Origin of the sequence: Actinomadura chibensis NBRC 106107, assembly GCF_001552135.1 — a bacterium.
In the GTDB taxonomy this organism is placed as follows: Bacteria; Actinomycetota; Actinomycetes; order Streptosporangiales; family Streptosporangiaceae; genus Spirillospora; species Spirillospora chibensis.
This window is the reverse complement of sequence record NZ_BCQP01000019.1, coordinates 63,619-88,348: the sequence shown is the minus strand read 5'-3', so window position 1 is coordinate 88,348 and position 24,730 is coordinate 63,619. Positions and strand designations below refer to the sequence as shown.

Annotated in this window: 17 protein-coding genes; 8 read left to right on the top strand and 9 right to left on the bottom strand. The window is 76.8% G+C overall.

Going from position 1 to position 24,730, the window contains the following annotated elements; genetic code table 11:
- Positions 1-54 precede the first annotated feature (54 nt).
- Positions 55-1,512, bottom strand: coding sequence for a hypothetical protein (locus ACH01S_RS13040; protein WP_067890037.1), 1,458 nt, complete (start codon positions 1,510-1,512; stop codon positions 55-57).
- 381 nt (positions 1,513-1,893) lie between these two features.
- On the opposite strand from ACH01S_RS13040, the gene ACH01S_RS13035 reads away from it, so the two are divergent.
- Complete coding sequence (locus tag ACH01S_RS13035; RefSeq protein WP_067890034.1) at positions 1,894-3,672, top strand: serine/threonine-protein kinase; 1,779 nt, start codon at positions 1,894-1,896, stop codon at positions 3,670-3,672.
- Between the two features lie 22 nt (positions 3,673-3,694).
- Here the strand turns inward: ACH01S_RS13035 and ACH01S_RS13030 are convergent, their stop codons facing one another.
- The 3 genes from ACH01S_RS13030 to ACH01S_RS13020 form a co-directional block, all read right to left on the bottom strand.
- On the bottom strand, positions 3,695-5,791 hold the full coding sequence (locus tag ACH01S_RS13030) for a fibronectin type III domain-containing protein (protein ID WP_148344596.1): 2,097 nt from the start codon (positions 5,789-5,791) through the stop codon (positions 3,695-3,697).
- An 85-nt stretch (positions 5,792-5,876) separates the two neighbouring features.
- Positions 5,877-6,815: a pyridoxal-phosphate dependent enzyme gene (locus tag ACH01S_RS13025; protein WP_083980633.1), complete on the bottom strand. Its 939-nt coding sequence runs from the start codon at positions 6,813-6,815 to the stop codon at positions 5,877-5,879.
- Positions 6,812-7,006 carry a hypothetical protein gene (locus ACH01S_RS13020; RefSeq protein WP_067890028.1) on the bottom strand — a complete coding sequence of 65 codons (195 nt, stop codon included), beginning with the start codon at positions 7,004-7,006 and terminating at the stop codon, positions 6,812-6,814. Before ACH01S_RS13020 ends, ACH01S_RS13025 begins: the two co-directional genes overlap by 4 nt.
- Positions 7,007-7,024: 18 nt before the next feature.
- On the opposite strand from ACH01S_RS13020, the gene ACH01S_RS13015 reads away from it, so the two are divergent.
- Complete coding sequence (locus tag ACH01S_RS13015; protein WP_067890025.1) at positions 7,025-7,663, top strand: hypothetical protein; 639 nt, start codon at positions 7,025-7,027, stop codon at positions 7,661-7,663.
- Here the strand turns inward: ACH01S_RS13015 and ACH01S_RS13010 are convergent.
- Genes ACH01S_RS13010 through ACH01S_RS12995 form a run of 4 tightly spaced genes read right to left on the bottom strand, consistent with a single transcriptional unit; the run spans position 7,644 to position 14,105 of the window.
- Entirely contained in the window at positions 7,644-9,827 is a 2,184-nt protein-coding gene (locus tag ACH01S_RS13010; protein WP_148344597.1) for a transglutaminase TgpA family protein, read from the bottom strand. The genes ACH01S_RS13015 and ACH01S_RS13010 overlap by 20 nt on opposite strands.
- Positions 9,824-10,999 (bottom strand): DUF58 domain-containing protein, encoded by a 1,176-nt coding sequence (locus ACH01S_RS13005; protein WP_067890019.1) that lies wholly within the window; start codon positions 10,997-10,999, stop codon positions 9,824-9,826. Before ACH01S_RS13005 ends, ACH01S_RS13010 begins: the two co-directional genes overlap by 4 nt.
- Positions 11,000-11,013: 14 nt before the next feature.
- Entirely contained in the window at positions 11,014-12,006 is a 993-nt protein-coding gene (locus tag ACH01S_RS13000; RefSeq protein ID WP_370671566.1) for an AAA family ATPase, read from the bottom strand.
- On the bottom strand, positions 11,997-14,105 hold the full coding sequence (locus tag ACH01S_RS12995) for a fibronectin type III domain-containing protein (protein WP_067890017.1): 2,109 nt from the start codon (positions 14,103-14,105) through the stop codon (positions 11,997-11,999). The genes ACH01S_RS13000 and ACH01S_RS12995 overlap by 10 nt, the downstream gene beginning before the upstream one ends.
- Before the next feature lie 357 nt (positions 14,106-14,462).
- Here ACH01S_RS12995 and ACH01S_RS12990 point away from each other — a divergent pair, with 357 nt between their 5' ends.
- From ACH01S_RS12990 to ACH01S_RS12965, 6 genes are all read left to right on the top strand, one after another.
- Positions 14,463-15,212, top strand: coding sequence for a M50 family metallopeptidase (locus ACH01S_RS12990; RefSeq protein ID WP_067890107.1), 750 nt, complete (start codon positions 14,463-14,465; stop codon positions 15,210-15,212).
- A gap of 69 nt (positions 15,213-15,281) precedes the next feature.
- Positions 15,282-16,580, top strand: a complete 1,299-nt coding sequence (locus tag ACH01S_RS12985; RefSeq protein WP_246236982.1) for an SWIM zinc finger family protein — start codon at positions 15,282-15,284, stop codon at positions 16,578-16,580.
- Entirely contained in the window at positions 16,577-18,223 is a 1,647-nt protein-coding gene (locus ACH01S_RS12980; RefSeq protein ID WP_067890012.1) for a DUF5691 domain-containing protein, read from the top strand. Before ACH01S_RS12985 ends, ACH01S_RS12980 begins: the two co-directional genes overlap by 4 nt.
- Positions 18,220-19,305, top strand: coding sequence for an ATP-binding protein (locus ACH01S_RS12975; protein ID WP_067890008.1), 1,086 nt, complete (start codon positions 18,220-18,222; stop codon positions 19,303-19,305). Before ACH01S_RS12980 ends, ACH01S_RS12975 begins: the two co-directional genes overlap by 4 nt.
- The gene (locus tag ACH01S_RS12970) at positions 19,302-21,563 is read left to right on the top strand and encodes a DUF5682 family protein (protein ID WP_222869217.1); all 2,262 of its coding nucleotides are present in this window, start codon (positions 19,302-19,304) and stop codon (positions 21,561-21,563) included. The genes ACH01S_RS12975 and ACH01S_RS12970 overlap by 4 nt, the downstream gene beginning before the upstream one ends.
- The gene (locus ACH01S_RS12965) at positions 21,560-22,723 is read left to right on the top strand and encodes a VWA domain-containing protein (protein ID WP_067890003.1); all 1,164 of its coding nucleotides are present in this window, start codon (positions 21,560-21,562) and stop codon (positions 22,721-22,723) included. Before ACH01S_RS12970 ends, ACH01S_RS12965 begins: the two co-directional genes overlap by 4 nt.
- Here the strand turns inward: ACH01S_RS12965 and ACH01S_RS46520 are convergent.
- Positions 22,712-24,619, bottom strand: coding sequence for a serine/threonine-protein kinase (locus ACH01S_RS46520; protein WP_067890000.1), 1,908 nt, complete (start codon positions 24,617-24,619; stop codon positions 22,712-22,714). The two genes, ACH01S_RS12965 and ACH01S_RS46520, sit on opposite strands and share 12 nt — an antisense overlap.
- Positions 24,620-24,730 lie beyond the last annotated feature (111 nt).

The following is a 24,730-nucleotide window of genomic DNA, read 5'->3' as shown; positions in this document are numbered from 1 at the left end:
GTGCCCGATCGCGGTAAGCGCGCCCTGATCCGGGGCCGGGCCCGCGGGAGTCCGTCAGCGCGCGGTCAGGGTGACGCGGGCGTCGCGCGGGCCGGCCGCGACCAGCAGCCGGTTCCGCGTGTCCGGGCGGGCGACGCCCGTCGCGTGCGGGACGAGCCCGCGCCCGGCGGCGGCCAGGTAGTACCAGCGGCCGGACGGGGACCGCCACCGCGTCCCGCTCACCGGGCGCGCGGCGTCGCAGGGGCCGGTGTCCCGGTCGCCCGCGCCGAGCAGCGTCGCGCGGGCGGCGGCGCCCCCGCCGGAGTAGGCGAGGCGGGTGCACACCCAGTCGGCCTTCTTGCCGCCGTCGGGGAGCGGGCCCGTCCAGAAGTCCCAGGCCGTCGCCTCGGCGACCGGCCGCGCGCCGGGGCGGACGAGGCAGGCGAGGCGGTTCCAGACCCGGCGGCCGTCCGCGCCGAGGCGGGCGGGCCGCTCCGCGCCGCCCGCCCGGTGGCGAGGCCCGTGGTAGCCGAGGACGGCGGGGTGCGGGCCGCCGAGGTCGCCGAGCGTCCGCCCGCCGAGGTGGAAGAGCGGGCCGCGCCCGCAGGCGGTGGCGGCGCGGGCCGGGCCGGTCACCCCGTCCGCGACCGGGAGCGGGCCGCCGGTCAGGGCCTCGGGACGCGGGTCCCACGGCGCGAGGAGGTAGCGCCCGCCGCCGAGGGCGATCGGCGCGGACGGGTCGGCGGGCGCGGCGACCGCGTCCAGGTCGGCGCGCGTGTACCGGGCCAGCCGGTCGCCGCGCCGCAGCACCGCCAGCGGCACCCCGTCGACGCGCCCCGCGTAGAGGAGCTGGACGCCGCGCCGGTCGCCGGGGGCCGCCCACGCGCGGGCGGCGCGGGCGGTGAACGCCCGGTCGCGGACGAGGTCGCCGCGCGCGGGCCAGGCGTCGAGCGCGCGGACGCTCCGCCAGGCGTCCGGCGCGGCGGTCACGACGCGGGGGCCGCGCGGGCGCGGCGCCTGGTGCTCGGTCGCGACCAGCACGGCGACCAGGCCCGCGGTGAGGAAGACGGCGGTGCCGAGCGGCAGCGCCGAGCGGGTGCGGACCGGGCGCAGCACCGGCTCGAACCGCTCGGGGCGCCGGCCGCCCGGCGGCCGGGTCGCGTCCGCCGCCCGGATCGCCGCCCACGGGTCGCGCACCCGCAGCTCGATGAGCTGGTCCCGGACGGCGTAGCGCGGCAGCCCCTCCACGTGCCGCAGGACGTAGGCGACCCGGACCTCCGGGTCGAGCCGCGCCAGCGCGGCGGTGAGCGCCGGGTCGGGCAGCCGCGGCGGCAGCGCGCGCAGCCACGGCCCGAGCCCGACGCGCAGCCGCCGGGACGGGCGCATCGCGCGGCGCAGCACCCGGGTGCGGCGGCGCGCGTACCCGGCGGGCGAGCGGTCGCGGGCGCCGCGCGCGGTGCCGTCCACGATCCGGCGCGCGACCGCGAGGCGGTAGACGCGCTTTCCCCGTCCCGGCAGCACGAAATAGGCCATCCGGACAAGATCTCCATAAGCCGATTTCGCCGCCGGCGTTTCCGTCGCCGAATGCGTCAGGACGTCCTCCGTCACGGCGGGCCGCTCCCTCCGGGCCGTTCCTTCGTGGCGAAACCAGAGGTTAGGCCGCACCCGGCGGCGGCCGGAACGGAATTGGGACACTGATTAATCAGCCCTTGGAATTGCCGCCCATTTCCCGCGGCCGGAGCGGGCGGGGACGGGCGGCCCGGCGGCCGGGCGAACGCACCGGGAACAGCCGCGCCCGTTTCGTCCCCGTACTACGCTGTCGAGCGCCGGGGAACCGCCCCGGGCCGCACCACATCGAAAGATCGCGCCCCCCGCCGCGACCCGGACGAGCCACCGAAAGGGATCTTCCTGCCCATGACCGAGGACGTCCCCGGCTACCGCGTGCTGGAGCAGGTCGGCGAGGGCGGCTTCAGCGTCGTCTACCGGGCGCACCAGGAGCGCCTCGACCGGATGGTCGCGCTGAAGGTGCTGTCCATCGGCTCGGTCGACGACGCGGCGATGCGGCGCTTCCAGCGGGAGAGCAAGATCACCGGCCGGCTGTCCGGCCACCCGAACATCGTGACCGTGCTCGACACCGGCACCACCCGGTCCGGGCGCCCCTACATCGCGATGGAGTACTTCGAGCACGGCGCGCTCACCGACCGGCTCGCGCGGGAGGGGCCACTGCCCGTCGCGGACGTCCTCCGCATCGGCGTGAAGATGGCGGGCGCGCTCGCCGCGACGCACGAGACCGACGTCCTGCACCGCGACGTCAAGCCGCAGAACGTGCTCCTGTCCCGGTACGGGGAGCCCGCGCTCGCCGACTTCGGCATCGCGCGCCTCGTCGACAGCTTCGACGCCACCCACACGCAGGCGTTCACCCCGCACCACGCGGCGCCCGAGGTGCTGGAGGGAAAGCAGCCGGGCGTCGGCAGCGACATCTACTCGCTCGGCTCGACGCTGTACCAACTGCTCGCCGGGCAGCCCGCGTTCAAGGGCCCGCCGGGCGAGGGCATCGCCCTGCTGATGCTGCGGATCCTGAACGACGCGCCGCCGCCGATCCCGCGCGGGGACGTCCCGCCGCAGGTCGCCGACGTCATCGGGCGCGCCATGGCGAAGACGCCCGAGCAGCGGTTCGCGACCGCCGTGGAGTTCGCGCGGGCCCTCCAGCGGGTGCAGGCCGAACTGGGGCTCCCGGTCACCGACGTCGCGCACAGCGGCGGGGCCGTCCTGCCGGCCGCGCCGGTCGACGGCGGGCCGGGCTCGTCGTCCGGCGGGTTCCCGTCCGGGGGGTTCTCCTCGTCGGGCGCGCCCCGGCTGACGTTCCCCGACGCGTCCCAGCCGCCGCCGTCGGCCGGGACGGGGCCGCCGCGCGTCCCGGAGTGGGCGCCGACCGCGCAGGGGCCGTCCGCGCCCGCGCCGCCGTCCCCGTGGCATCCGGACGCCGCGCCGCCGCGGTCGCCGGACGCCCTCCTCCCCCACGACGCCCCGATGCGGCGGGCCGCCGCGCTCCAGCAGGCGCCGCCCGCCCCGGGCGACCCGCGCGCGAGCGGCGCGCACACCGCACCGCACACCGACCCGCACACGAATCCCCATACGACGCCGCACGCGGACCCGCGGCGGCTCACGCACGACCGTCCGGACGACGGTCCCCGCCGGGGCCTCATCGTCGCGGCGGGCGTCGCGCTCGTCGGCGGGCTCGGGCTCGGCGTCGGAGCGCTCGCGCTGTCCGGAAGCGGCGGCCCGGAGCGGACGGGGCCGCATGCGGGAGCCCCGGCGGCGTCCGAACCGGCGCCGCAGGGCCAGGCCACCGACGTCCCGCCCCAGCCGGTCACCCCGGCCCAGCTCGCCGCGGCGCGCCCGCGCAAGGTCGTCGCGAGGCCGGTCGGCCGGGCCGCCGCGCTGATCTGGACGCTCCCGCCCGCCGCGCGCGACCTGCCCCTCCTCATCCAGCAGCAGCCCGCCGGGACGACCCCGATCGTGACGGTGCGGGCCGGGTCCCGCTCGGCGACGATGCCGGGCCTGCGCCCGAACACCCTCTACTGCTTCAAGGTCGGCGCGGTGCTGCGCCTCAACCAGGGCCGGGCGCCGGACGTGGCGTGGTCGGCGCCCGCGTGCGTCCCCAAGGGAAAGCAGAAGAAGCAGAAGGGCTGAACAGTCGCGCCGCCGGGCGGGCCTACTGCGACGGGTAGAAGGTCATGGACGGCTCGCACGTCCACACCGCGGGCCCGGCGAAACTGTTCCAGTCGCCCGGAGTGTCGACCAGGTAGCCGATCACGTAGCCCTTCTTGCCCTGATAGGTGATGTAGGCGTACTTGTCGCCCGCGAGCGTCTCATTGCGCTTGAAGTAGGCGCCCTTCACCTGGCAGTGGACGTCGACCATCTCGCCGTTGTTGTCGTTCATGGTGACGACGGTCTTGCCGTTCTCGACGTCGGGAGCGTCCCTGACGTAGGAGGTGGATTTCCCGTTGCGCTCGACCGGATATCTGCCGGTCGGGCCGGTGAGCCTCGTGTCCAGCCTCGCGGCGGAGCCGGTGCCCGCGCCGTTCACGGCGGACACGGTGAAGGTGTAGGGGCCGTTCGTCCACACGTCGCCGAGGGACGCCGACGCGGCGGAGACCGTTCGGCTGCCCTTCACGGGGCCGTCCCAGCTCAGCTTGTAGGCGGCGGGGGCGTCCGCGCCCGGCGGGGGCGTCCAGGCGACCTTCGTCCCGGACGGCGTCGCCCGCGCCGTGAGGCCGGTCGGCGCGCCCGGCGTGACGCACGGCCGGACGGGGTCGCTCGGCGCGGACGCGAGCTCGCGCGTCCGGCCGCGGGCGTCCCGGTAGCGGACGGCGACGCGGAACCGGTACTCGCGCGCGCAGTCGCCGCCGGTCACCGTGAACGGCCCGCCGCCCGGCCCGGCGGCGGCGGGGGCGGCGGCCAGCCCGGACGGGACGTCCTTCAGCACGAACCCGAGCACGCCGTCGCCCCGCGAGGGCTGGTAGTCGACGCGCATCGTCCCGGCGCCGGGCGTGACCGTCACGTTCGCCGGCGCGGCGGGCGGCTCGCCCGGGCGCGGCGGCCGCGGCGGCGCCGAGGGCCGGCGCGGCGGCGCCGGGTCGCCGCCGCCGCTCGGCAGCGGGAGCGCGGTGCGCCGCGGACCGCCCGCGACGCGGTCCCGGTACTTGTCGATCCCCTTGGACGCGCCGCCCCGGTCGATCACGACGGCGTGCGGGCCGCCGGGGTCGTTGGCCCAGAGCAGGCCGTCCCGGACGAAGACGTCCAGCCGGGACGGGCGTCCCGACACCGGGACCGGCGCCTCGAACCGGTTGGCCGCCGCGTCGTACACGACGAGCGCGCCCGCCGTCTCGTCCGGGATATAGACCTTCGGGCCGAGCATCTGCGGCGGCCGGTAGCGGTGCCGCGGCATCGTGAGGCGGGTGCTGGAGTACCGCCCGGTGCCGGTGTCGACGGTGACCAGGGAGCCGGTCCCGGGCACGAGCAGCGGGACGGTCGTCCCCTCGGTGCGCGCGGGGGCGAGCACGCCGCCCCGCCCGGACCGCCGGACGGTCGTCGGCAGGCTGACGGTCAGCCGCGCCCCGGACGGCTTCAGCACGGTCGCGGTCGCGGCGGTCGAGTCGGTGACGACGGGGTCCCCGCCCGCGATGGTGAGGGCCAGGCTGTCGCCCGCGCCGCCGACCTTGACGGGCGGCTGGAGGCGGCCGTCCGCGAACGCCGACACCTCGCCGTTCCGCGACACCGGCACCCACAGCGCGCCGCGGGCGTCGATCCCGGCCTGGCCGAGGAGCGGCGGCAGCGTCGCGGGCGGCCCGACCGGGGACAGCGCGACCGGGTCGATCTGCTGCACGACGCCCTTGATCGAGTCGACCGTGTACGCCTTGCCCGCCCCGGCGAGCACCTGGATGCCCTGGCCGAGCGGGCGGCTCTGCCCGATGTCGAGCTGCGCCGGGTCGAGCCTGCTGACCACCCCGGTGACGAGGTCGACGATCAGCACGGTGGCGCCGTCCTGGACGACCTGGATCTCGTGGCCGCGCATCTGCGGGATCACGCCCGTCTTGCCGTCCACCTTGGCCGCCGGGCCGTTGGCGTGGACGACGAGGCCGCGGCTCCCCGCGCTCAGCCACGCGCCGACGTCGGCGAGGCGGTACCTGGCGCTCGCCACGCCCACCCCGTACGCGCCGGCGGCGATCGCGAGCGCGCCGACGAGACCGGCCGCGACCTGGCCCGTCAGCCGGTCGCGCCGGAACAGCAGCCGTAGACCCGCGCGCACCGTTCTGATCACCACCCCGTCTGACCGGACACCGTAGCGGGATCCGTTCCGAAATGACCGGTATTTAGGGAGATATGGCGCAGGTTCAGCCTTCGGCGATCGCCGCGGTGAACGTCGGGACGGTGATGTTGCGCCCCGACAGGACCACCACGAGACGGCCCGTGACCTCGACCGCCCCGGCGAGGACGGCGGCGACCCCGGCCGCGCCCGCGCCCTCCGCGACGAGGCCGTGCTCGCGGAACAGCCAGCGCATCGCCGTCCGGATCCGGTCGTCGTCGACGGCGGTCAGCACCGCGTCCGGGCCGATCACCGCCGGGGTGACGCAGCCCGGTTCGAGGTTGCCCGGCAGGCCGTCGGCGAACGTGTCGCCGACCTCCACCGCCACGACCCGGCCGGCCGCGATCGAGGCGGACACGCCGCGCGACACGGCCGACTCCACGCCGACGAGGCGCACGTCGCCGCGCTCGCGCGCCCACAGGCTCAGCCCGGCGAGCAGCCCGCCGCCGCCGACCGGCGCGACGACGGTGAGCGGGCCGTCCCCGGCCTGCTCGTCCAGCTCGCGGCCGATGGTGCCCTGCCCCGCGATGACCGCCGGGTCGTTGTAGGGCGACACGAAGTGGCCGGGCAGCGTCCGCGCGTACGCCTCGGCCTCGTCGTAGGTGGTCCCGTGCTGGACGAGCCGCACCGGGAACGCGCCGATCTTCTCGACCTTCGCCCGGGACGCGCGGGTCGACACGACGACGGTGACGTCCGCGCCAGACCGGGCCGCCGCGTAGCCCATGCCGAGCCCGTGGTTGCCCGCGCTCGCCGTCACGGCGGGCACCCCGTCCGGCAGGGCGGCGACGGCGGCGAGCGCGCCGCGCGCCTTGAACGCGCCCATGGGCTGGAACGTCTCCAGCTTGAGCAGCGCGTCCGGGGCGAGGTCGGTCGGCGCCACCGGCGTCGGCGGGAGCGCGGCGGACACGGCGCGCCAGGCGCGGTCGAGGTCGTCCGGGCCGGGCGCGCGGACGTCGCGGACGTTCACCCGCGCCCTCCGCCGGACGCCTCGCCGGCCCCTTCGGCCAGCCGCTCGTGCAGGCGCGTCCGGATCTCCTCGGGCGTGTAGGAGCGGCGCCGCCGCTCGGCCCGCACCACCACGGCGCCGGTCGCGGCGACGCCGAGGAACCCGGCGATGCCCAGTGCCTTCCACAGACCAGGGGATTTGAGGAGACGCATACGGATACCGTATCGATCATGCCTGGTACGAGCATCCCCCTCGACGAGGCCGCCGAGCTGACCCGCACCGGGGACGTGTGGCTCTTCCGCGGCCGGACGGTCGCCGACCGCGCCATCCAGCTCTCGACCAACAGCCCGGTCAACCACGTCGGCATGGCGCTGGTCGTCGACGACCTGCCGCCGCTCATGTGGCACGCCGAGCTGGGCCGCTCCCTCCCCGACCTGTGGTCGGGCGGGCGGCACCGCGGCGCGCAGCTCCACGACCTGCGCGACGCCGTCCTGGTCTGGGGGAACCGGTACGGGCAGCGGGCGTGGCTGCGCCAGCTCGACCCGCCGCCGACGCGGGAGATGGAGGACGCGGCGCTGCGCGCGGTGGCCCGGCTGGACGGCACGCCGTTCCCGTCCACGTCCCGGCTGGCGACGCGGTGGGTGCGCGGGCGCGTGCCGATCCGGCGCCCGGCCGAGCGGGAGCAGGACCTGGAGACGGCGTTCTGCGCCGAGATCGTCGCCGTGACCTACCAGGCGATGGGGCTGCTGAAGAAGGGCCGCCGCCCGAACTGGTTCGACCCGGGACGGTTCTGGAGCGGCGACGACCTGGAGCTCGAGGCGGGCGCGGCGCTCGGCGGCGAGATCGCCGTCAGCCTCCCCGCGAGGTGACGTCCCGGCGGTCCCGCAGGGAGCGCGGGTGGAGGCGGCGGCGGAGGCGCCGCAGCCGCCCGGCCTTCGCGGTGACGAGCCGGCCGAGCTCGTCGGTGTGCCGCCAGGCGAGGTCGGCGGCGTCCGGGGCGGGCCCGGACGGGGCGAACCGGCTGCGGTTGACGAGGTCGGCGAGCGGGCGCAGGTGGCCGTGGGCGTCGGCGCCGACGCTGGACGCGCCGAACTGCGCGACCTCGTGCGCGGTCAGCGTCCGGACGGTGGACAGCCCGACGTCGGCGAGGTGGTCGAGGGCCTGGTGCCAGGCGCCCGTGACGCGGGCGGCGGGCGTGCCCGTCCGGCGCCGCCGCCTGCGCAGGGCCGGGGCGAGCAGGACGGCGAGCACGTAGCCGATGACCAGGACGCCGACCCCGACCGACGCGAACACCCACCAGGGCAAGGGCGAGCCCTCATCGGACACGGCCGTCGTCTGAGGCTTCTTCTGGGGCGTGTTCCCCGGCCCCTGCCCGCGCTGCTGGGACGCCGCGTTCTTCTGCGCCTCCTCCAGCTTCTGCTCCGTCTCCCCCGCCGCGACCGAGTCGTCCTTCTTGGACCGGCGCGCGCTGTCGGGCAGCGGGTTGAAGCGGATCCAGCCGAGACCGTCGAACTTGACCTCGGGCCAGACCATCACGTCCCCGGAGCGGACCTGGACGGTGTCGCCCACCCGGTTCCCGCCGTCGAAGCCCACCACGACCCGGGACGGCAGGCCGACCGTCCGGGCGAGCAGCGCGTAGGCGGTCGCGAAGTGCTCGGGCGTCCCGCGCCTGCCCTCGCCGAGGAAGTAGTCGAGCTGCCGGTAGCTGTGCCCGGGCGGGGCCGTCACGTCGTACCTGGCGTACCGCTTGAGGTACTGGGCGAGCATCGCCGCCTTCTGGATCGGCGACACCGCGCCCCGCGTCGCCGACTCCGCGAACCGCCGGAACTCCGCGATCTGGACGGGCGGCTCCTTCGCCCCCGGCCCCCACGGCAGCTCCCGCGCGGCCCGCGCCTCCGCGTCGGTGGCGACGGCCGCGTCCGCGAGGTCGTCGGCCGTCCATTCGGGGACGACCGAGTCGACCCGGTACGCCTGCCCCGGACGCAGCGGCCGCGCCGCCGCGAGCGCCCCGCTCGCGGGGTCCACGACGACCGGCAGGCCGTCCACCTGGCGCGGACGGTCCGCCGCGGGCACCCACACGCCGGGCAGGTCGCGGATCGTGATCCGCTGCGCCACCCGGTGCTCGCGTCCCGGCTTCGGCCCCTCCGGCACGCGCCGCCCGGTCGGGACGAACCGCGCCGTCGACGACCACGTCACCCCGTCGAAGCGGTCGAGCACGGCGAGCCGCTCGATCTCGCTCCGCCCGGACCGGACGGTGAACATCACCTGGTCGGGGCTCAGCAGCCACCCGCCGACCCGGTCGAGCGGGCTGACGCTGTCGCGCCGCTGCGGCGGCGGCGCCCGGACCTGCTCGCGCGGGTTGTACGGCTCGGCGGCGACCGGGACGACCGGCCCGGACGCGAACGCCAGCCCGCCGAGCACGGCGGCCGCCGGGACGCCGACCGCCAGCGGACGCCACGCCACCCCTGGGGCGGCCATGTCGGCGCGCAGCAGGACGAGCACCGCGATGAGGACGACGGTCGCGGCGGCGAGCGGGACGTTGGAGCCGGGGCCGTCCACGCCGAGCAGCAGCGCGACCGCCCACGCCGCGAGGGACGGCACGCACGGCACGGCGCGCAGCGCCGTCCGCAGCGCCAGCTCGGCGGACGCGAACGCCGCCAGCCACACCACCAGGCTGACCAGGACGAGCAGCTCCGGCTCGGCCGGGGCGGGCAGCAGCGTGGTGAGGATCGTCTTCCACGATCCGAGGACGCCTTCGCGGAGCGTCCGCGGGAGCGTCCCGTCGCCGAGCGCCGGGCGCAGCACCGTCACGGTGACCGTGCCCGCCCACGCCACGACCGTCAGCACCACCGAGATCCACAGCGGCCACGGCTTCCCGCGCGGGCCGGACAGCAGCGCGCACAGCACCGTCGGCACGACCGCCGCCACCGCCGCGACCGGCAGCACCGGGCCGAACCCGAACACCCGCTGGAACGCGAGCCCGGCGACCGCGGCCAGGCAGGCGGTCACCGCGAGCGAGGCGTAGCGGGTCACCGGACGCTCCCGAGGCGCCGCCACGACTCGGCCAGCCCGTCCAGGTCGGCGAGGTCGATCACGTGGACGCCGGGCGGCGCGGGCGCGGGCCCGGTCGGCCGCACCCGCAGCACCACGACCCGGTCGAACCGGCTCCGGACGGCGGCGATCCGCCCGAGCTCCGCCGCGCCCGACGCGACCACGACGAGCGACCCGCCCGCGTGGACGCGGCGCACCGCGTCCACCGCCGACCGGGGCCCCTCCTTCGGCGCGACGGCGGTGAGCCGGTCGAGCAGCACCTCCACGTCGCCCGGCCCGCCGCGCGTGTCGGCGAGCGGCCCGTCGCCGGTCAGGACGCGGACCGGGAAGTTCGCCGCCGCCGCGCCCACCGCGACCGACGCGGCGGCGTCGACGGCCAGCTCGAAGTCGTCCGGCTCCGCCCACGCGTCCGGACGCGCCTCCAGCACGACCGTGGTCGTCGGCAGGCTCGCGTCGACGAGCTGGCGGACCATGAGCGTGCCCGTCCGCGCCGAGGACTTCCAGTGGATGTGGCGCAGCTCGTCCCCGATCACGTACTCGCGCAGCGCGTGGAACGTCGCCGTCCCCGCCGGGGAGCGGTCGCTCGTCGGCCCCTCCAGGTGGTGCGCGCGGCCGGACGGCAGCAGCGGCAGCCGCACCGTCCGCGGCCGGACGAGCAGCGTCCGCGGCTCCCCGTACTCGCGGACGCGCCGCGCCAGCCGCAGCGGGTCGGCCCGCTCCAGCCGCAGCGGGCCGACCGGGATCTCGCCGCGCCGGTCCGTCGGGAGCCGGTAGGTCACCGAGCGGGTGCCGCCGGGGCGCAGGCGCGGGACGTCCACCGCCACGTGCGCCGCCCCCGCCTTGCCCCTCTGGGGGGACGACCCCCCAGGCCCCCCGGTGAACACGGTGTCATGCGCGCTCAGACCCCGAGCCGAACGTCCCCGGTTCGTCACGTGCAGGACGCCCACCGCCGGTTCGCCGCGCTCCACCTTCGCGGGCGCGATCTCCCGGCGGACGTCCAGCCGCGGGCGCGGCAGCGTCCACAGCGCGGCGGCCCCCACCGCGGCCAGCCCGGCGACCGCGAGCATCGCGGGCTCCGGGTAGCCGAGCCACCAGCCCGCCGCGTAGAGCAGGACCGAGCCGGCCGCCGTCCCCCAGCCGAGCGGCGTCAGCACCTCACACCCCGCCGCTAGACACCGGCGGCCTGCGGCGTCGGCACGTTCTGCAGCGCCTCCCCGACGACGTCGGCGCCGGTGCGGCCGCGCAGCTCCGCCTCCGGCGTGACGACCAGCCGGTGCGCGATCACCGGCACGGCGAGCGCCTTCACGTCCTCCGGCACGACGTAGGACCGCCCGGCCGCCGCCGCCCGCACCCGCGCCGCCCGCAGCAGCGCGATGCTCGCCCGGGGCGACGCGCCGAGCCGCAGGTCGGGATGCTCGCGGGTGGCCGCGACGACCCGCACCAGGTAGTCGAACAGCGGCGGCGCGACGTGCAGCCGCTGCGCGAAGTCGATCATACGGGCGAGGTCCTCGCGGGCCATCACCGGCGGCATCTGGTCGAGCGTCGCGCCGGTCGGCGCGCCCGCGAGCAGCGCCACCTCCGCCTGGTGGTCGGGGTAGCCCATCGAGATCCGCATCAGGAACCGGTCGAGCTGCGCCTCCGGGAGCGGGTAGGTGCCGTCCATGTCGACCGGGTTCTGCGTCGCGATCACCATGAACGGGCGCGGCACCGGGTGCGGCGCGCCCTCCACGCTGACCCGGCGCTCCTCCATGACCTCCAGCAGCGCCGACTGCGTCTTCGGGGAGCCGCGGTTGATCTCGTCGGCGACGGCGATGTTGGCGAAGATCGGGCCGGGGTGGAACTCGAACGCGCTCGTCCCCTGGTTGAAGATCGACACGCCGGTGATGTCGCTCGGCAGCAGGTCGGGGGTGAACTGGATGCGCGCCCACTTGGCGTCCACGGACGCCGACATCGCGCGGGCGAGCGTCGTCTTGCCGACGCCGGGGACGTCCTCGACCAGCAGGTGCCCCTCGGCGAGCAGGCAGACCAGCGCCAGCTCCACCTTCTCCCGCTTGCCGCGCACCACCCGCTCGACGTTGCCCGCGAGCGCCGCGAACATCTGCGCGAACCGCGCGACCAGCGCCTCCGCGTCCATGGCCCCGTTCTCGGTCATCAGCTGCATCCCCAGAGCGTCGAAGAGAAGGTCCCCGAGTCGGAGCCGGGGGTGGTCACGTAGATGTCGCTGACCCAGCGCACCCGGCCCCCATACTCGATCTTGTCCCAGACGGTGCTGACGAGGCGCGGGTCCTGTTGGTCCTGGACGCGGTCGCCGGTCTCCTGGCAGATCACCTTCACCGCTCCCGTGAAGCCCTTGGGGAACGAGCCGTCGCGCGGCGCCGTCGTCGCCGGGCCGGTGTGCAGGTAGGTGCTGGTCGTCTCGTTGTGGTGCCCGTTGTAGGTCCGGGCGTGGGCGGCGGGGTCGAGGTCCACCGACGTGCTCACGGGCGTGGACGACCCGGCGCCGTTGCGGGCGGTCACGGTCAGCGTGTGGGTGCGCCCGTTGGCCAGCCCGGTGACCGACTTGGACGTGCCCTTGGTCGTGGCGGAGCCGCCGTCCCAGGCGATGTCGTAGGTGACGTCGTACCCGGACGACGCGCCCCAGGCGAGGTTCGCGCCGTGGTCGACGCCGGTCGCGGTGAGCGCCGTCGCCGGGCCGGGGGCCGTGCAGGCGGTCGCGCCGACGTCGCCGGACTCGCTGTAGGCGGCCCTGCCGTCCTTGCCCCTGTACTCGGCGGCGACCTTGTAGACGTGGGTCGTCGTGTCGCAGGTGAGGCCGCCGACCGTGAACGTCCCGCCGCGGGTGTTCGCGGGGAACCGCGCCGGGCTCGCCCCGGCCACCGGCGCGCCCGCCTGGTCGAGCAGGACGAACCGCGTCACCGGGTACACGCCCGGCGGCTGGACGGCGGGCGTGAACCGCACCTTGACCGCCCCGTTGTCGCCGGACGCCACGGGCGTCGGCGGGTCGGGCGCGGTCGGGTCCCTCTTCGCCGGGGCCTTCGGCGGCCTGCCCCGGGGCGGGACGCCGTTGGATCCGCCCGGCCCGCCACCCGCGCCGTTGCGGTTGCCGCGCCCGCCGCCCGGGTCCGCCTGGACGGGCAGCGGCCGCCGCGCGCCGCCCGGGATCCGGTCGTCGTACTTCTTGATCCGCTTGACGCCGCCGCCCGGGTCGAACGCGAGGGCGACCGCGCCGTTCGGGTCGTTCACCCACAGCATGTGGTCGCGGACGAGGAGCTCGATCGTCCCGCCGGGGCGGGTCGCGGCGATCGGCCGCTCCCAGGCGTTGCCGTCGACGTTGTAGACCAGCAGGCGGCCGGACGTGCGGTCGGGCAGGTAGACGCGCGAGCCGAGGACGTGCGGCGGCTCGAACGCGTGGTCGGGCATGCGCAGCGCGACCGAGTCGACGCGTCCGACGCCGGTGTTCAGCAGGTACAGGGCGCCGCCGTCGCCGAGCATCGGGACGAGCTGCCCGTCCGTGACCGCCGGGACCTTGACGCCGCCGCGCGCCCGCGCGACCGGCGCGGGCAGGGTGATCCGCTGCGCGCCCTCCGGCCGGACGACCAGCGCCGTCGCGGACGTGCTGTCGACGACCACGGGACGTCCGCCCGCGATGGTGAGCGCCAGCCGGTCGCCCGGCTCGCCCACGCCGACCGGCGCGCCCCGCCCGGACCCGCGGAACGGGACGACCTTCCCCGTCCGCGGCTCGGGCACCCACAGGATCCCGTCGGCGTCGATGCCCGCCTGGCCGAGCGGCGCGGTGAGCGTCGTCGCCGCGCCGAGCGGCGTGAGCCGCAGCGGGTCGATCTGCTGGACGACCCCCTTGACCAGGTCGACCGTGTACGCGGCCCCCGCCCCGGCGAGCACCTGCAGCCCCGGCCCGCCGACCGGGCGGCTGCCCGTGATCGTGAGCTGGGACGGGTCGATCCGGCTGACGACGCCGGTGTCCTCGTCCACGAGCAGGACGGTCGTGCCGTCCTGAACGATCTTGATATGGTGGCCGCGCATCTGCGGGACCACGGCCGCCTTGCCGTCGACCTTGCCCGCCAGCCCGTTGGCGTGGACGACCAGGCCCTTCGCCCCGGCGCTGAGCCAGGCGCCGACGTCGGACAGCTTGTACCTGGCGCTCGCCGTGCCCACGCCGTAGACGAGCGCGCTCACGCAGAGCACGCCGACGAGCCCCGCCGTGACCTGCCCCGTCAGCCGGTCACGCCGGAAAAACCCCATGACTCCGCGCCGCCCCCTGGCCCGCGCGGAGGACCGATCCCCGTTCAATCCCCGTCACACCCTCTCGATCGCGCCGGGATCGGGAGCCGCGATCCCCGGTGCGAAGGGCACCATAACGGGTGTGCGGGGCGCGCCGTAACGAGATCCGCGAAGATCTCACCTGGTGATCCACGGTGACATCGCCGGTTACGGGCGGACCGGAATGACATTGATCACATCTCCGGACACCGCCGGGCGCGTCCGGTCCCCGGCCCCACGTGCGATACGACCGCGGTGAACCGAACGCGAACGTTATCCCCGACGTCCTAAGGTTGGGCAGCGCGATTCGGGCAGCGCGACGACGACTCCGAGGTGGACGTGGAAAACGTGAGCATCGCCGACCTGTGGGACCGCGTGACGGGGACGCAGCCGGACCCGCCGTGGTGGCTCGTCCTGCTCGTCGGCGTCGTGGCGCTCGGGGCGGTCGCCCACGGCCCCACCTGGCGGGTCGCGCGCAACACGGTCACGATCGCGCACGAGGGCGGGCACGCGCTCGTCGCCCTGCTCACCGGCCGCAAGCTGGACGGCATCAAGCTGCACTCCGACACCTCGGGCGTGACCGTGTCGCGCGGCAAGCCGCACGGCCCCGGCATGATCTTCACGGCGATGGCCGGGTACCTCACCCCGCCGCTGCTCGGGCTGTTCTTCGCGCTGCTGCTCGCGGCCGGGCGGATCACGCTGATGCTGTGGTTCTCGCTCGCGCTGCTCGGCGCGATGCTCGTCATGATCCGCAACGCCTACGGCGCGCTGTCGGTGATCGCCACCGGCGCGGTGATCTTCGCGGTGTCCTGGCTCGGCAGCGCCGAGGTGCAGGCCGGGTTCGCCTACCTCGCCGCGTCGTTCCTGCTGCTCGCCGCGGTCCGGCCGGTGGTCGAGCTGCAGCGGATGCGCGCCCGGCACATGGCGCCGAGCTCCGACGCCGACCAGCTCGCGCACCTCACCGGCGTCCCCGGCCTCGCCTGGGTGAGCCTGTTCGCGGCGGTCGCGCTGCTCGCGCTGGTGACCGGCGGGGCGCTGCTCGTCCCGGACGTCTCGCTGCCCGACCTGCCCGGCCTCCCCACCCCCTGATCCGCCTGGTCGGCGCGCTGGTAGATCGTCACGCGGGGAATGTCCGAGGGGGCGGATAGTTTCGGACGTGTGAGCGATCGATGGGACCGGGAGCAGGTGCTCGGCCTCGCGCCGGACGCCGCGTCCGCGAAGGCGGCGGGCGGCGTCGCCAAGCCCGCCAAGTGGGGCGCGGCGGGCTGCGACGGCGAGGCGGTGTGGGGCGAGTGCCGGGGCAGCGGCTCGTCCGTCTACCGGACGTGCGCCGACCTGGCCGAGCCCGCCTTCCGGTGCTCCTGCCCGAGCCGCAAGTTTCCCTGCAAACACGCCCTCGGCCTGCTGCTGCTCTGGAGCGACGGCACGGTCGACGAGGGGCCGCGGCCCGGCTGGGCCGCCGAGTGGATGGAGGAGCGCCGCGCCCGCGCCGACAGGGCGGCCGAGCGGCGCGCCGCGTCCGCGGCCAAGGCGCGCGACCCGCGCACGGTCGAGCGCCGCGAGCGGCGCGTCGACGACGGGCTCGCCGAGCTCGACCAGTGGCTCCGCGACCAGGTCGCGCACGGGCTCGCGCGGGCCGAGAAGGCCCCCTACCGGATGTGGGACGACGCGGCCAGGCGGCTCGTCGACGCGCAGGCGGGCGCGCTCGCGGGCCAGGTGCGGGGCTGCGCGGCGATCATCCGGCGGCCCGGCTGGCCGGGCCCGCTGCTGGCGGAGTACGCGCTGCTGCGGCTGCTCGTCCGGGCCTACCGGCGGCGCGGCGAGCTCCCGGCGGGGCTGCGCGACACCGTCCGCTCCCGCGTCGGGTTCACGGTGCCGCAGGAGGAGGTGCTCGCGGACGGCGAGCGCGTCCGCGACCTGTGGTGCGTGACGGGCGCCCGCGACACCGCGCAGGACCTGCTGACGACGCGCCGCGTCTGGCTGCTCGGGCGGCGGACGGGGCGTCCCGCGCTGGTGCTGTCGTTCGCCGCGCCGGGCACGACGCTCGACGCGTCCCTCGTCGTCGGCACGGAGGTCGACGCGGAGCTGGCCTTCTACCCGGGGTCGCCGCCGCTGCGGGCGCTGGTCGCCGAGCGGCACGGGGCGGCCGCCCCGGCGCGCCCCGCCGGGACGTCCGTGCGCGGCTTCCTGGACGGGCACGCCGCCGCCCTCGCCGCCGACCCGTGGCTCGACCGCTGGCCCGCCCTGCTGGCGGACGTCCGGCTGGCGCGCGGCGAGCGGGGCGAGCTGTTCGCGTCCGACCCGTCCGGCGACGCGCTGCCGCTCCGGCTGGGCGACCCGTGGCGGCTGCTCGCGCTGTCCGGCGGCGGGCCCGTCACGCTGGCCGGGGAATGGGGCCCGCGCGGCCTGCGCCCGCTCGCCGCCTGGCACGACGACGAGGGGACGGTGGTCCTGTGACCGCGCCGGACGAGAGCGCCTTCAACGAGAGCACGTGGAACGAGCTCGTCACCGTGGCCCTGCTCGGCACCGAGCGGCGCGACCCGCCCGTCCTGCCCCAGGCGCCCGGCGAACCGTCCGGCGAGACGTCCGGCGAGACGTCCGACAAGGCGGGGCGGCTGCTCGACGCGGCGGCGCTGCTGACGGTGCGGCGGCGGGCCGGGCTCGTCCCGGCCGGCGCGGCGCCCGAGCCGATCGCGCTCGCCCCCGAGGAGGAGGCCCCGGTGGTGCCGGGCCCGGCGGCGGCGCGGCTGCGGCGGATCCTCGCGGGCGAGCAGATCCGCGTCCTGCCCGAGTGGCTCGACGCCGCCGCCTCCCGCGGCTTCCGGGTGCCCGCGCAGTCGCTGCCCGACCTGCTCGAACGCGGCCGCACCGACCGGATGCTGCGGCCGCCGATCGCCCGCGCGGCCGGGCGGCGCGGCGTCTGGCTGGCGCTGCAGAACACCGACTGGGCGTACCTGGTCGGCGCGGGCGACGACCCCGGCGGCGGCCCCGAGGTGTGGGAGACGGGGACGCGGAACAGGCGCGTCGCCTACCTGACCATGCTCCGCGGGTCCGACCCGGCGCGGGCGCGCGACCTGCTGCGCGGGACGTGGACGGCCGAGCCCGCGCCCGACCGGGCCGCGTTCCTCGCGACGTTCGCGCACGGCCTGTCGCTCGACGACGAGGAGTTCCTCGAAGCCGCCCTGGAGGACCGCGGCAAGGACGTCAGGCAGATCGCCTCCGACCTGCTCGCCCGCGTGCCCGGCTCCGCCTACGGGGAGCGGATGGCCGCGCGGGCGCGGGCCTGCCTCGTCCCCGAGCGGCGCTCGGCGCGCGGCCGGCGGCAGACGTGGATCCGGGTCGAGCCGCCGCGGTCGCACGACGAGGACATGGCGCGCGACGGCGTCCCGTTCCATCCCAGCGGGTCGTTCGCGCCGCGCGGCGGCGGGCGCCCGGTGGGCACGCGGGCGGCGTGGCTGCGCGAGATCCTCGCCCGCACCCCGCTCGCCACCTGGACGGACCTGTTCGGCCTCCCGCCCATGGAGATCGTCTGCCTTCCCCTCGGCGGCGGCGCCGGGGGCTCCGCCGCCGAGTCGGCCCCGCAGAACGACTGGGCGTCGGACGCACGGGACGTCCACATCGGGTGGGCCCGCGCCGCCCTCGCCCAGCGCGACGCCGACTGGGCCCGCGCGCTGCTCAAGGGCGGCGTGATGGTGGACGAGCCCGAGGCCCTCGCCGACCTGCTGTCGGTCCTGCCGGAGGGCGAGCGCGACGCGGCGGCGGCCGACCTGATCCGCTGGGTGGAGGGGCAGCCCGACCTGCTGCGCGTCCTCGAACACGTGCCGGGCCCGTGGACGGGCCCGCTCGCGGCGGCGGTGCTGGCGGCGCTCGCCACGGCGGCCGAGCGGCCGACGCGGCGCGACGAGCACCTCGTCACCCAGCTGTGCCGCCTCGCCGACCTGCGGCTCGCCCCGTCCGCCGCGGACCGGCTCGACGACCTCGCCGCCCCGCCCGACACGGCACCCGACGCCGCGCCCGGTGCCGCCGTGCCGCGCGCCGTCCCCGAACTGATCGCCACCCTGCGCTTCCGCGCCGAGATGCTGAAGGAGCTGAGCACGTGACCGAAGACGCCGTCCTGCGGCCGCACGCCGAGCAGGAGCACGCCGGTGAGCTGGCACGGCTGGCCGAGCACGACGACCGGCCCCGCCCGCCCGGCTGGCGGCTGTCGCCGTGGGCCGTCACGACGTACCTGCTCGGCGGCGAACTGCCGGACGGCACCGCGATCAGCCCGAAGTACGTCGGGCCGCGGCGGCTGATGGAGGTGGCGGTCGCGACGCTCGCCACCGACCGGGCGCTGCTGCTGCTCGGCGTGCCCGGCACGGCGAAGACGTGGGTGTCGGAGCACCTCGCGGCGGCCGTCAGCGGCGACTCGACGCTGCTCGTCCAGGGCACGGCGGGCACGGCCGAGGAGGCGATCCGCTACGGGTGGAACTACGCCCGGCTGCTGGCCGAGGGGCCCTCGGAGAAGGCGCTGGTCGAGAGCCCGGTGATGCGGGCGATGCGGCGCGGCGCGGTCGTCCGGGTGGAGGAGCTGACCCGGATGCCGTCCGACGTGCAGGACAGCCTGATCACCGTCCTGTCGGAGAAGACGCTGCCCGTCCCGGAGCTGAACACCGAGGTCCAGGCGCGCAAGGGCTTCACCGTGATCGCCACCGCGAACGACCGCGACCGGGGCGTGAACGAGCTGTCCAGCGCGCTGCGCCGCCGGTTCAACACGGTCGTGCTGCCGCTGCCGGAGACCGTCGAGGACGAGGTCGACATCGTCTCCCGCCGGGTCGACCAGATCGGCGCGGGCCTGGAGCTGCCCGAGTCCCCGGCCGGGCTGGAGGAGATCCGCCGCGTCGTGACCGTGTTCCGCGAGCTGCGGTCGGGCGTGACGGCCGACGGGCGCACCAAGCTCAAGTCCCCGAGCGGGACGCTCAGCACCGCCGAGGCGATCTCGGTCGTGACGAGCGGGCTGGCGCTCGCCGCGCACTTCGGCGACGGGGTGCTGCGCGCCGCCGACGTCGCGGGCGGGATCGTCGGCGCCGTCGTCCAGGACCCGGTGTCCGACCGCGTCGTGTGGCAGGAGTACCTGGAGGCCGTCGTCCGCGACCGGCCCGAGTGGCGCGACTTCTATCGCGCGTGCCGGGAGGTGTCTTGAGCCGAGTCGAGGTCTACGGGATCCGGCACCATGGGCCCGGCTCGGCGCGGGCGCTGCGCGGCGCCCTGGAAGAGTTCCAACCGGACGCGGTGCTGATCGAGGGCCCGCCCGAGGCCGACCCGATCGTGGAGCTGGCGGGCGATCCGGGGATGGTGCCGCCGGTCGCGCTGCTCGCCTACGCGCCCGCGTCCGGCGGCGCGCCGAAGGAGGGCGCGGAGGAGGGGCCGGACAAGGGCGAGGACGGCCGCAGGGCCGCGTTCTGGCCGTTCGCCGAGTTCAGCCCCGAGTGGCAGGCGATCAGGTACGGGCTCGGCGCGGGCGTCCCGGTCCGGTTCTGCGACCTTCCGGCGGCGCAGCAGCTCGTCCCGGCCTCGGAGGCCGAGCCCCCGCCGGACGAGGCGGACGTCCGGCTCGACCCGCTCGGCCGGCTGGCGGAGGCCGCCGGGTACGACGACGCCGAGCGCTGGTGGGACGACGTCGTCGAGCACCGCGGCGCGGGCCCGTCGCCGTTCCCCGCCATCGCGGAGGCGATGGCCGAGCTGCGCGAGCGCGTCGACCCGTCCCGCCACCCGCGCCGCGAGGAGCAGCGCGAGGCGCACATGCGCCGGACGCTCCGCCGCACCCTCAAGGAGGGCCACGAGCGGGTCGCGGTGGTGTGCGGGGCGTGGCACGTCCCGGCGCTGACGGCGAAGGTCCCCGCCGCCCACGACGACCGGACGCTGCGCGGCCTGCCCAAGGCCAGGGTCGCGATGACCTGGGTCCCGTGGACGCACGGCCGGCTCGCCGGGCGCTCCGGCTACGGCGCGGGCGTCCGCTCCCCCGGCTGGTACCACCACCTGTTCACGGCCGCCGACCGGCCGATCGAGCGGTGGCTCACCGCCGCCGCCCGGGTGCTCCGCGAGGAGGACCTGCACGTCTCGTCCGCGCACGTGATCGAGGCCGTCCGGCTGGCGGAGGCGCTCGCCGCGCTGCGCGGCCGACCGCTCGCCGGGCTGGACGAGGTCACCGAGGCGACCCGGGCCGTGCTGTGCGAGGGCGCCGACCTGCCGGTCGAGCTGATCCAGCGGCGGATGGTGGTCGGCGAGCGGCTCGGCGCCGTCCCCGAGCGCACGCCGATGGTGCCGCTCCAGCGCGACCTGCAGGCCGAGCAGCGGCGGCTGCGGCTCAGGCCGTCCGCGCTCGACAAGGAGCAGGACCTCGACCTCCGCAAGCCCACCGACCTGGAGCGCAGCCGCCTGCTGCACCGGCTCCGCCTGCTCGACGTGGACTGGGGCGTCCCGTCCGACACGGGCCGGTCGAAGGGCACCTTCCGCGAGACGTGGACGCTGATGTGGCGTCCCGAGTTCGACGTCGAGCTGATCGAGGCGGGCGCGTGGGGCACGACCGTGCGCGGCGCGGCGACGGCGCGGGCGAAGGCGCTCGCCGGGCACGCCACCGCGCTCGCCGACCTCACGTCCGTGGCGGAGCGGTGCCTGCTCGCCGACCTCGGCGACGCGCTGCCGGACGTGATGCGCGCCCTCGCCGACCGGGCCGCCGTCGACGCCGACGTCGCGCACCTGATGTCCGCGCTGCCCGCGCTCGTGCGGGCGCTGCGCTACGGCGACGTCCGCGGCACGTCGACGGGCCCGCTCCGCACGGTGGTCGACGGGCTGATCGTCCGCGTCCGCGTGGGCCTGCCGCCCGCGGTGACGAACCTCGACGACGACGCGGCCCGCGAGTTCCTCGCCCACATCGACGCCGTGCACGGCGCGCTGGCCCTCCTCGGCGACGACGGCCACACCGAGCGCTGGCGGCGGACGCTGGAGGGCCTGCTCGCGCGGCCCGACACCCTGCACGGCCTGATCGAGGGCCGCCTCACCCGCCTGCTGCTGGACGCGGGCCGCCTCGGCGACGTCCCCGACCGGATGGCGCGGGCGGTGTCGGTCGGGGCCGCGCCCGCGCGCGCCGCCGCGTGGGTGGAGGGCTTCCTGTCGGGCGGGGCGCTGCTGCTCGTCCACGACGACGACCTGCTCCGGCTCGTCGACCAGTGGGTCGCGGGGCTGCCCGCCGACTCGTTCACCGACGTGCTGCCGCTGCTGCGGCGCACCTTCGGCGCCTACGCCGCCGCCGAGCGGCGGGCCATCGGCGAGCGGCTCCGCCGCCGGGGCCGGTCGCCGTCCGGGCCGTCCCGCCCGGCGGACGACGACGTCGACGACGCCCGCGCGGCCGCCGCCGTCGCCACGACCCTGCACATCCTCGGCTGGACGGAGGCCCGATGACCGACGAACGGCTCCGGCGCTGGCGGCTGGTGCTCGGCGGGGAGCGCGCCGACGGCACCGGCGTGACGCTGACCGGCGACGACGCCCGCATGGACGGCGCCCTGGAGAAGCTCTACGGCGCGGGCGAGGAGGGGCGTCCCCGGCCGGGGCGGCGCAGCGCCGGGCTCGGCGACTCCGCGCCCTCGGTCGCGCGGTGGCTCGGCGACATCCGCGCGTACTTCCCGTCGAGCGTCGTCCAGGTCATGCAGAAGGACGCGATCGAGCGCCTCGACCTCACCCGGCTGCTGCTGGAGCCGGAGATGCTCGACGCCGTCGAACCGGACGTCCACCTCGTCGGCACCCTGCTGTCGCTGAACCGGGTGCTGCCCGACCGGGCCCGCGAGTCGGCGCGGGCGGTGGTGCGCGGCGTCGTCCGCGACCTGGAGCGCAGGCTCGCCCAGCGGACCCGGTCGGCGGTCGGCGGCGCCCTCGACCGCGCGGCCCGCACGTCCCGGCCGCGCCGCCTCGCCGACGTCGACTGGGACCGGACGATCCGCGCGAACCTGCGGCACTACCTGCCCGAGCACGGCACGCTCGTCCCGGAGCGGATGATCGGGTACGGGCGGCGGCGGCAGGCCGTCAAGCGGGACGTCGTCCTCGCCATCGACCAGAGCGGCTCGATGGCGGCGTCGGTCGTGTACGCGAGCGTGTTCGGGGCCGTGCTCGCCTCGATGCGGTCGCTGCGCACGTCGCTCGTGGTCTTCGACACCAGCGTCGTCGACCTGACCGACCAGCTCCACGACCCGGTGGAGGTGCTGTTCGGCACGCAGCTCGGCGGCGGCACCGACATCAACCGCGCCGTCGCGTACTGCCAGGGGCTCGTGACGCGTCCGAACGACACGGTCCTCGTGCTGATCAGCGACCTGTACGAGGGCGGCGTGCGCGAGGAGCTGCTGAGCCGCGTGGCGGCGCTGACGGGGGCGGGCGTCCAGGTGGTGGTGCTGCTCGCCCTGTCGGACGAGGGCGCCCCCGCCTACGACCACGAGAACGCGGCGGCGCTGGCGGCGATGGGCGTGCCCGCCTTCGCCTGCACCCCGGACGCCTTCCCGGACCTGATGGCCGCCGCGATCGAGCGCCGCGACCTCAAGCGCTGGTCGGAGCGCCACGAGTCAGCGGGATGACCGCATCAGGCCCCGGGTCAGCAGGAGGACGACCACGGCGGTCAGCACGGCGTACCCGGCCAGCACGGGCGCGCCGACCGTGAGCACCTTGCCCCACGCCGCGAACATCGCGACCCGGACGACGCGCGCCGCCATGACCGTCCAGACGGCGCCGCGGCTGCCCCGCCAGGCCAGGATGACGGCGACCAGCGTGACGATCGCCACCAGGACGTACGAGGACGCCGCGACCGGCAGCAGGCCGCCCCGGTTGCCGTGGGTCAGCGACGGCTGGGCGATCAGCAGGGCGAGCACGAAGACGTCCACCGCGGCCAGCAGCGCGGCGAACAGCAGCCCGGCCACCAGCGCGGGCCCCCGCCGCACCCCCCGAACCGCCGGGCCCGTCCCGGCCCAGGATCCCGACTGCCCAGGCCACGCCTCGGGCTGCCCGCCCCCCGACTCCACCTGCGTCCGCCAAGCGTCCGCCCCAAGCACCGCACCCCCCGCCACCCCGGCGGAGGCCCCCGCCTGCCCCGCGCCGCCCGAAGGGCCCGGCTGCCCGGGACGCGCGTCCGCGCGGTCGTACCAGGCGTCCTGCCCCGGCACCGCGCCGCCCGGAGGGCCCGGCTGGCCGGGACGCGCTTCCCCGTGGTCATACCAGGCGTCCTGCCCGAGCACCCCGCCGCCCGGCGCTCCGCCGGAGGCGCCCGGCCGGCCGGGGCGGGAGTCCGCGCGGTCGTGCCAGGCGTCCTGGCCCGGCACCGTGCCGCCTGGTGATCCGGGTGAGGGGGTCGGGTGGCCGGGGTGCGGTGCCGCGTGGGGCGACCAGGCATCGCGTCCGGGTATCGCGCCGCCGGGTGCGCCGGGGGAAGGGGTCGGCCCGGCCGGGTGCGCGTTCGGTTGGAGGTGCAGGGAGTTCTGGCCGGGGGCCGCGTTGCCGGGGTTCTCCCAGGGGCGGGTGGCGGGCGCCTCTTCGGGGAGGCGGGCGGTGGGCTGCTGGTGCGGGGTGGTGGGGGTGGGCAGATGTTCGGTCGCCGGGTCCGGACGGGGGTGGGGCGAACGGGCGCCGTCCAGGGTGGCGGTGTCGAGGCGGGCGTGGCGTTCGCGTTCGCCGAGGAGCCACAGCAGGACGTCCTCCGAGGTCGGCCGGGCCTTCGGGTCCTTGGCGAGGCAGGCGGCGGCGACGTCGGCGAGCGGCGCGGGCAGGACGCTCAGGTCGGGCGTCTCGTGCATGATCCGGTACATCACGGCGGGCAGCGCGCCCCCGGCGAACGGGTCGCGGCCGGTGGCGGCGAACAGCAGGGTGCTCGCCCAGGCGAACAGGTCGGTGGCGGGCCCGACGCGCCCGGTGAACTGCTCGGGCGCCATGTAGGCGGGGGTGCCGACGACCTGGCTGGTCATGGTGGCGCCCGCGTCGAACGCGCGGGCGATGCCGAAGTCGATCACGCGCGGGCCGTCCGGGCCCATCAGGACGTTCTGCGGCTTGAAGTCGCGGTGCACGACGTTCGCGCGGTGGATCGCGGTGAGCGCCGTCACCGAGCTGATCGCGAGCCGGTCGAGGTCGGCGCCGGTGCGCGGCCCCTCCTCCTGGACGAGCGCCCGCAGCGACAGCCCGGGGACGTACTCGCTGACGATGTAGGGCCGGTCGCCCGCCATGTCGGCGGCGAGCATCTGCGCGGTGCAGAACCCGGCGACGCGCTGGAGCAGCGCCAGCTCGCGGACGAACCGCTCCCGCGCGCCCGCGTCGGCGAGCAGCTGCGCGTGCAGGAGCTTGACCGCGACGCGGGACGGCCCCGCCCCCGGATCGACCGGGCGGCCGAGGTAGACCGCGCCCTGCCCGCCGGTGCCGAGCCGGCCGAGCAGCTCCCAGCCGCCGAGCCGGACGGGATCGGCGGCGGAGAGGGGACTCGGACCCGCCATTCGCACCCCCGTCGGGTCCCCCGACACCGGCTCCGCGGCCGGCCGTGGAAATTCGAGCATTCCGCCGAGCACAAATCCGCTCCGCCCGGCATCAAAGAGTATAGGTTCGGC

What these genes read in the sequence shown, in the direction of transcription:
- ACH01S_RS13040 (WP_067890037.1), bottom strand. Translation starts at nt 1,512, where the DNA reads ATGGCCTATTTCGTGCTGCCGGGACGGGGAAAGCGCGTCTACCGCCTC.
- ACH01S_RS13000 (WP_370671566.1), bottom strand. Translation starts at nt 12,006, where the DNA reads ATGCAGCTGATGACCGAGAACGGGGCCATGGACGCGGAGGCGCTGGTC.
- ACH01S_RS12995 (WP_067890017.1), bottom strand. Translation starts at nt 14,105, where the DNA reads ATGGGGTTTTTCCGGCGTGACCGGCTGACGGGGCAGGTCACGGCGGGG.
- ACH01S_RS13015 (WP_067890025.1), top strand. Translation starts at nt 7,025, where the DNA reads ATGCCTGGTACGAGCATCCCCCTCGACGAGGCCGCCGAGCTGACCCGC.
- ACH01S_RS13020 (WP_067890028.1), bottom strand. Translation starts at nt 7,006, where the DNA reads ATGCGTCTCCTCAAATCCCCTGGTCTGTGGAAGGCACTGGGCATCGCC.
- ACH01S_RS46520 (WP_067890000.1), bottom strand. Translation starts at nt 24,619, where the DNA reads ATGGCGGGTCCGAGTCCCCTCTCCGCCGCCGATCCCGTCCGGCTCGGC.
- ACH01S_RS13035 (WP_067890034.1), top strand. Translation starts at nt 1,894, where the DNA reads ATGACCGAGGACGTCCCCGGCTACCGCGTGCTGGAGCAGGTCGGCGAG.
- ACH01S_RS12965 (WP_067890003.1), top strand. Translation starts at nt 21,560, where the DNA reads ATGACCGACGAACGGCTCCGGCGCTGGCGGCTGGTGCTCGGCGGGGAG.